Source organism: Oleiphilus sp. HI0123 (genome assembly GCF_001635315.1).
Genome location: NZ_LWGE01000931.1, coordinates 1 through 6,286, shown reverse-complemented (window position 1 = coordinate 6,286; position 6,286 = coordinate 1). Strand labels below are relative to the sequence as shown.

Annotated in this window: 6 protein-coding genes; 5 read left to right on the top strand and 1 reads right to left on the bottom strand. The window is 43.4% G+C overall.

Features of this window, described 5'->3' with window-relative positions:
- From rmuC to A3761_RS08040, 3 genes are all read left to right on the top strand, one after another.
- A partial coding sequence (gene rmuC, locus A3761_RS08050) for a DNA recombination protein RmuC (protein WP_156491738.1) occupies positions 1–346 on the top strand: 346 nt, incomplete at its 5' end.
- A 257-nt stretch (positions 347–603) separates the two neighbouring features.
- Positions 604–1,365: a hypothetical protein gene (locus A3761_RS08045; RefSeq protein ID WP_156490450.1), complete on the top strand. Its 762-nt coding sequence runs from the start codon at positions 604–606 to the stop codon at positions 1,363–1,365.
- A 209-nt stretch (positions 1,366–1,574) separates the two neighbouring features.
- Positions 1,575–2,396 (top strand): hypothetical protein, encoded by an 822-nt coding sequence (locus tag A3761_RS08040; protein ID WP_068508401.1) that lies wholly within the window; start codon positions 1,575–1,577, stop codon positions 2,394–2,396.
- Positions 2,397–2,432: 36 nt separating this feature from the next.
- Here A3761_RS08040 and A3761_RS08035 read toward each other — a convergent pair whose 3' ends face one another.
- Positions 2,433–3,365 carry an FHA domain-containing protein gene (locus A3761_RS08035; protein ID WP_068508398.1) on the bottom strand — a complete coding sequence of 311 codons (933 nt, stop codon included), beginning with the start codon at positions 3,363–3,365 and terminating at the stop codon, positions 2,433–2,435.
- Between the two features lie 281 nt (positions 3,366–3,646).
- Here A3761_RS08035 and A3761_RS08030 point away from each other — a divergent pair, with 281 nt between their 5' ends.
- Positions 3,647–4,537: a PP2C family serine/threonine-protein phosphatase gene (locus tag A3761_RS08030; RefSeq protein WP_068508396.1), complete on the top strand. Its 891-nt coding sequence runs from the start codon at positions 3,647–3,649 to the stop codon at positions 4,535–4,537.
- A gap of 22 nt (positions 4,538–4,559) precedes the next feature.
- The coding region (locus A3761_RS08025; protein WP_068750088.1) for a serine/threonine-protein kinase at positions 4,560–6,286 on the top strand (1,727 nt) is incomplete at its 3' end.

Here is a 6,286-nt window from a genome sequence, read left to right as displayed (position 1 = left end):
TTTACCGATACTAAAAACCGTTTCAAATATCTGGCGTCTTCAGAACAGCCAAAATGATGCATTGGCCTTAAGTGAAAAAGCGGGTGAGATATACAACCATGTGTGTGTTGTGGCAGAGAGGCTGCAGAAACTGGGTGGCAGCTTGCTTAGCTCGAATAATCACTATAATAACGTACTTATATCGCTTGTCGGACAACAAGGCCTTCATGGGAAAGTGGAACGATTTCAAGAAATGTCAATTGAAGCGAATAAGCGTATGCCTCAATTGGAACCTTTAAATAAGGATGTCGAACTAGAGCGCCTGGATCGTGTTCTGTTAGATGGTTTGCCTGAAGGTAGCAAATAAAAACCTGAAATAGATGAAGTTTGTTTAATAAGTAATCTGCTTTAGATCAATTTTTTTACATGTAAGTGAAAAAAGTTCGGTTTTCACCCATGACCTATTGTCTAGTTTTTGATAAAGTGCATTTGGATATATTTTAGTCATCGGTAGTAACTATTAGCTATATAAAAATAAGACTTGTACTCGTGAGCTTGATGATCTAACGCTAGCAACTTGATTGTCGGGCTTTCTAGACCTTATAGAAAGGGAAGATGATGTTCATGAATTCACTTATCCACTTGTTTGAGGCGACTACCCTCATTTTAGTGGGGGTTTTGATTGTTCAGGTTTATCGCTGTTATCTGAATTCTACTCGCATGGAACGAGCTCAGAGCGAACTGTCTCAGGTCGAGACTTCTGCGCGCAGAATGAGTGTGCGAATCAATATATCCTCTTCAAGTCAGGGGGCTTCCCCGAAACCTCAGTTATTGGTCGCTGAGCAGGACATGAGCTCTGCAGGCACTGAGATTGTAGATCATTGTTCAGCAAGCGCCTCAGATAAGAATGATGACGATGCTCCCTTAAGCTCCCAAGAAGCAAATTCTAACGGTCAGATCTTGAATGATTATATTGGTGAGTTCTTTTCAGAGCCTGCCCAGGTTGATATTCAGGCGTATAAGCGTCCAATTGAGCAAGAAGTGTCGTCAGCTAAAGAGACGCTTGAACCTGAAGATCTGCCTACCGTTCAATCACTTGCATCGTCGAAAGGGCTTGACCAGCTAGTGCCCGAGAGTGAGAGTGATGAGGTGATTGTTGTTGAATCACAGACCAAAATCACGCCAGTCATTCTTGATGAGGGCGTAGCGGAACCAGATAACTTACCTGTGTTAACTGAAATGGCCTCTATTGAGGAGCTTGTAGAAGACGATAGTATTATTACGGTTGGGCCTGAAAGTGACAGTTCGGACCCTAGTGATAAGGTTATGTCTGATAAAGTTGTACACGCTATGTTGGACGAGGCACGCCTCGTATGCGCTTCGTAGTTTAGCTTACTTCCTAGTCTCTGCATCTTTTCTGCTTTAGTCAGCTTTTGCAAAAGCTTGAGAGTGTTTTTGCTCTTGTACTCGTCCCCTGAACCGTTTTTCATTGCGTTAAAAACAAAGATTTGCTTGGTGGTAGACACTAAGGATCTCGATCTTTGCTATGCTATCTATGCGTGACAATAAACTTGTATGCTTTGACAGGGTCATCAATGAGAAACTTATGTTTGTTTTTATTTTTATGCTTGCAGGTAGGGATTGTAAATAGCTCAGGTTTGCCGCCAGAGCATGAGGTCGAGCGTCTTTTGTTGGCCTTAAAGGAGTCGGTGGAAAATGGGAACTGGGAGCATGCGACGAGTCAGCTAGTACTTATGCGTAAGTTAGACGTGCCGCAACCGCTTGAGTCTCATTATTTCGAGGGTTTGGTTAAAATCCGCAAACAAGAGTTTCACAGTGCGCGTCAGGTGCTTGAACGCTATGTTATTAGTTCAGGTAGTCAGGGGCAGTTCTATGAGCAAGCTTTGCGCTTGATAACAGAAGCTGAAGAGGCAGAGAAAAGCCTTGAGGGCTCAGGACAAAAAAACAAAACGTCTATAGAAATGGTGGAATTGCCCCAAAGAGACGGCTATATAAAATCACTGCAAGCCTTATATTTAACACAGGATCCGGTTGAAGCGCTAAGCATGCAGATAAATAGTCTCTTGAATGCGCATCCCTATACAGGCTCTAGGATCAAAAAAAACGGAGTAAAAGAAGGTTTGGTGTATCACCTTGGTGTGGTGAAAGGTGGAGTGACCCTTCAGGAAAAGAGCTATCAAGATGGTGCCCCGATGCTAAGTGCAACAAGCTTACAGGTTGCCGGGTTAGATCCTTTTATTGGCGCCGGTTGCTCAAGTCTAGAATATGCTTGTTGGTTGCTTCATCCTTCGGATAAGCACCAACGCTGGATCAAAATAGATTACGATGAAATGGTTGTGGATGAGCTTCGGGATGCAATGACGAAGTTGCTACAATCTTTACAGCAAGATTTATAGCAACTTTCAAGGCCCTCTATAGATGACGAGCTCTTATCACTGAAAGTAAATAAATGCAGTGATAGCGGCAATAGCAATGATCGAAGCAATGATGATTCCTGTCATTGAGCTGCTCTTGTTTTTATTCGTGGGTTTACTATCTCCCGATATCCATTCTTGTTTGCCGTTCGAAGCCAATCGTTTCTTTGCGGCTTTGGGTTTCGGTTTTGCTGTCTGTTTTGGTGCCGGTTTCTTAACTGGCTTCTTTTCGGGTTGTTCTATCTTTGTCGACAAGCGCGAGCTGGATGTCTTTTCAGTGCTTGGCGGGGTGCTGTCAGACGCACTGCGAATAATCGTTTTGTTGGGGTCGTGAGCCGGTCCGTTTACTTCGAAGGTTAATACGTCCAGCTTGATTTTGTCGCCATTTTTAACAGCTGATTGTTTTACTTGTCTACCATTTAAAAAGGTGCCGTTGGAGGAGTCGAGATCTTCCATGTATAGCTGGCCACTTTTAACTTCTAATGCTACGTGCTTTCTGGAAAGGTGTTCCAGAGGTAGCGTTATGTCGCAGCTTGGGTCTCGACCAATAACGACGCGTTTATTGATGACAAAACGGCTTTGGTCTAGCCAGCTTGCGCTAGAGTAGATAGACCAACCCGCAGAGTAGTTTGTCGTGGAACCTGCATTGCTCTGTTCATTCACAGACTTTGGGTCGATTAGTTCCAGTTCAATAGAGCCAATGGTGATGACGTCTCCAGCTTTGAGGCTTGTATTCGTCGCGACAGGCTTATCATTGAGTAACACGTTTGAGCTCGACGAGACATTATTTAGGCTCAGTTTTTCTTGTGTGTTGGTAATTTGGATATGATGGTCGAGAATATCTTTCTCGTTTATCATTAGGCTGTTGTCCGCAGCTTTACCGATCGTAAAATTCTGATCAACTAACCATACGGACTCTCTTCGGCGATCCCTGAACTGAAGCTTAAGCATAGAACTCTTGTACTCGTTTATTGACTGGTGATAAGTATTAAATTTTCCACGTTATGTTGAGTATAGTCTTAAGTTCCAGCTCTTCGAATTTTCCCCTTAAGATTTATGTAACTGATTGAAAAAATAATATACGAAATAGAAATTTAGTATTTTCAGGTGCTTAGTCTTTGTGAGCTGGCTATACTGAAGCTAAGGAAAACAAAAAATATATGCCATAAGCTTCGGATAACTACGGAGGCTGTGTGGTATCCATAAAGTAATAAGGTGTGTACTGACCCATCATGTTGAAATCAACCTCCGTATGCCATCAGGGCTTGGTTCGTGAAAGAAATGAAGATAGCGTTGTAGCCAATGAAACTCTGGGCCTGTGGGTGGTTGCTGATGGCGTCGGCGGAAATGCGCATGGTGATGTCGCGAGTCAATTAGTCGTTCAAACAATTGAACGACGGATTCGTCAGGGAAAGTCGCTGCGAGAGTCTGTTGAAGATGCAAATTCTGCACTGATATCTGCGGCACGAAGTCAGCAAGAATTGGAGGGAATGGCTAGCACTGTTGTGGTTAGTCTGTTTCATGGGCATCAATTTGAGCTAGCCTGGGTTGGGGATAGTCGTGCCTATTTGATAGATAGTGAGGGTCTGTCTCAATTATCCACAGACCACAATCTTGCTAATGAGTTACTTCAACAGGGTATTATTTCTGAAGGTGAATCTCGGACTCATGCTGGGCAGCATGAGCTGACTCAAGCGATGGGACAGATGAATCTGGAAAAAATTCCCAAGGTTTTAGGCGAATTGCACGAAGGTGATATCCTGCTTTTATGTACAGACGGTTTGTCTGGTCCATTGGAAGAAAGTACGATCTTTCAAACAGTTTGTGATAGCCCTTCTTTGGATGAGGCTGGAGAGACACTATTAGATTTGGTGTTGGAGGCAGGCGCACCAGATAACGTGAGCTTTTCTTTAATTCAGTTTCAGGAAGATGTCCGTCAAATTCGGGCGTCGGATTTTAACTCTAAATCTAAAAACAAAACTGCAAGCATCGTCCCGCCTAAGCTTGAAGGTACTTACCGCCACGCGTTTGATAAAAGAGCTTATTTGCGTCATCTCAAAGGTAGGTCGATGATGTTGGCTTTGGTCTTGTTCGCAATAGTGTTTTTGATTTTCTTTATCTAGTTTCTAAGGACGGAAGAACAATATGAAAGAGGGTCGTTACGCGTACCAAGACAAAATTGGTGAAGGAGGCATGGCCACGGTATATCGTGGTATGCAGTTGTCGCTGAATCGTCCAGTTGCGATTAAAGTTCTGTCGGCAACGCTTTCAGATAATCCCTCAGTCATAAAGCGTTTTAAGCGAGAAAGCTTAATTATCGCCCGTTTGAACCACCCCAACATAATACATGTTATCGATCGTGGAACGACAAGCAAGGGGCGCCCTGTATTCGTGATGGAATTCGTTGAGGGCATAAACTTAGCGGACGCGATTACTGAGCGGAAGTTTGATTTTAACCAAAAAGTCGATATCGCTATTCAAATGTGTAAAGGAATCGCCTATGCGCATAAATTTGATGTTATTCATCGAGATATCAAACCGGCAAATGTCATCATCGATAGAGAGGGCTTTGCGCGTCTTTTAGATTTCGGTATCGCTTCTTTTTTTGAAGCCGATAAAGATATGAACCCTGATGAAACGCGCTTAATCATGGGAACAGAAGCCTATATGGCTCCTGAGCAGCACAAAGGCATCGCCTTTACCTCTACTTTGAGTGACGTTTATTCGCTGGGAGTGGTGATGTATGAATTATTCACCAGTACCTTGCCACTACCCAATGCGCCTCCAATGGCTCAGATTGATGCCAATATAACTCCAGCCCTTGAAAACCTTATTCATCAGTGTCTTGCTGTTGACCCTGCTGAACGTCCTCAGTCTGTAGAGCAGGTCCGGACTCAGTTGCTTTTGGCGATGAAAGGTCAGCATATTGCTGAGGAACAAGTGAATCGGGCAGGAGAAGGCTTAGCCTCTATTCAGCAAAAATTTGGCTTACTTGATGTTATGCAGGAAGACAAATTTGGCGCGGTTTATTTGTATGAAGATAAGTCCTCTCACAAGCTTCTGGTAATTAAGAAGCGTACCTCTACTTTTACGGGGTATCGTGAGGCAAAAATGCTTCACAGTTTGAAGCATCCGAATCTGGTTAATATTCTAGGAACATCCAAGAACGATAGNGTATTCATTGTTGTTATGGAATATGTCTCGGGTGGCAGTCTGCAGGACCGCTTGATTGAACCTATGGGAATGCAGATGTTTTTGAATACGGCGGTTCAAATTTGTAGAGGTTTGGCGTTTGCGCATCAAAATAGGGTTTGCCATGGCAATTTGCGTCCTAGCAATGTTTTGTTGACTTCAGATTTCCAGGTTAAATTGACAGACTTTGGTTTGGATGAGCATTATCGTGTCAAAGAGCGAGATGGTAACTGGTATGGAGATGCTGATGATCGAAAGGACGAGTTATCTGATATTTTTTCGCTTGGCGCAATTTTTTATCATGCATTAACGGGGGTTCCTCCAGCATTTAAGGATGGCAACCTGGTTAAGACCCAGATATTCATTAAATTACCCGTTGATATTCAGCAAATAGTTGGTCGCATGCTGTCACGTCGCCGAGAACAGAGACCGCAAAGCGTTGAGTCTGTCTTGTCCGAGCTTTTGCCGCTTCAGGAGGAGGAAAAGACGAAAGTCATTGAATCTCCTCGAGAAGATGCCCCGGAAATTGTTCAAAAAGAGACAGTAATAAAGTATCAGCGAGTGAATTGGTTAACGATACTGCTTGCGGTTGTGATGGTGGTATCTATTGTTTTGAATGTCTTGTTACTAGGGGATAGTGGCAGTGACGTGCGTGACGCAATTAAAAGCTTCTTGGACTT

Bases quoted from the DNA above. Each gene is read 5' to 3' on its own strand.
- A3761_RS08040 (WP_068508401.1), top strand. From the start codon at position 1,575: ATGAGAAACTTATGTTTGTTTTTATTTTTATGCTTGCAGGTAGGGATT.
- A3761_RS08045 (WP_156490450.1), top strand. From the start codon at position 604: ATGAATTCACTTATCCACTTGTTTGAGGCGACTACCCTCATTTTAGTG.
- A3761_RS08035 (WP_068508398.1), bottom strand. From the start codon at position 3,365: ATGCTTAAGCTTCAGTTCAGGGATCGCCGAAGAGAGTCCGTATGGTTA.
- A3761_RS08030 (WP_068508396.1), top strand. From the start codon at position 3,647: ATGTTGAAATCAACCTCCGTATGCCATCAGGGCTTGGTTCGTGAAAGA.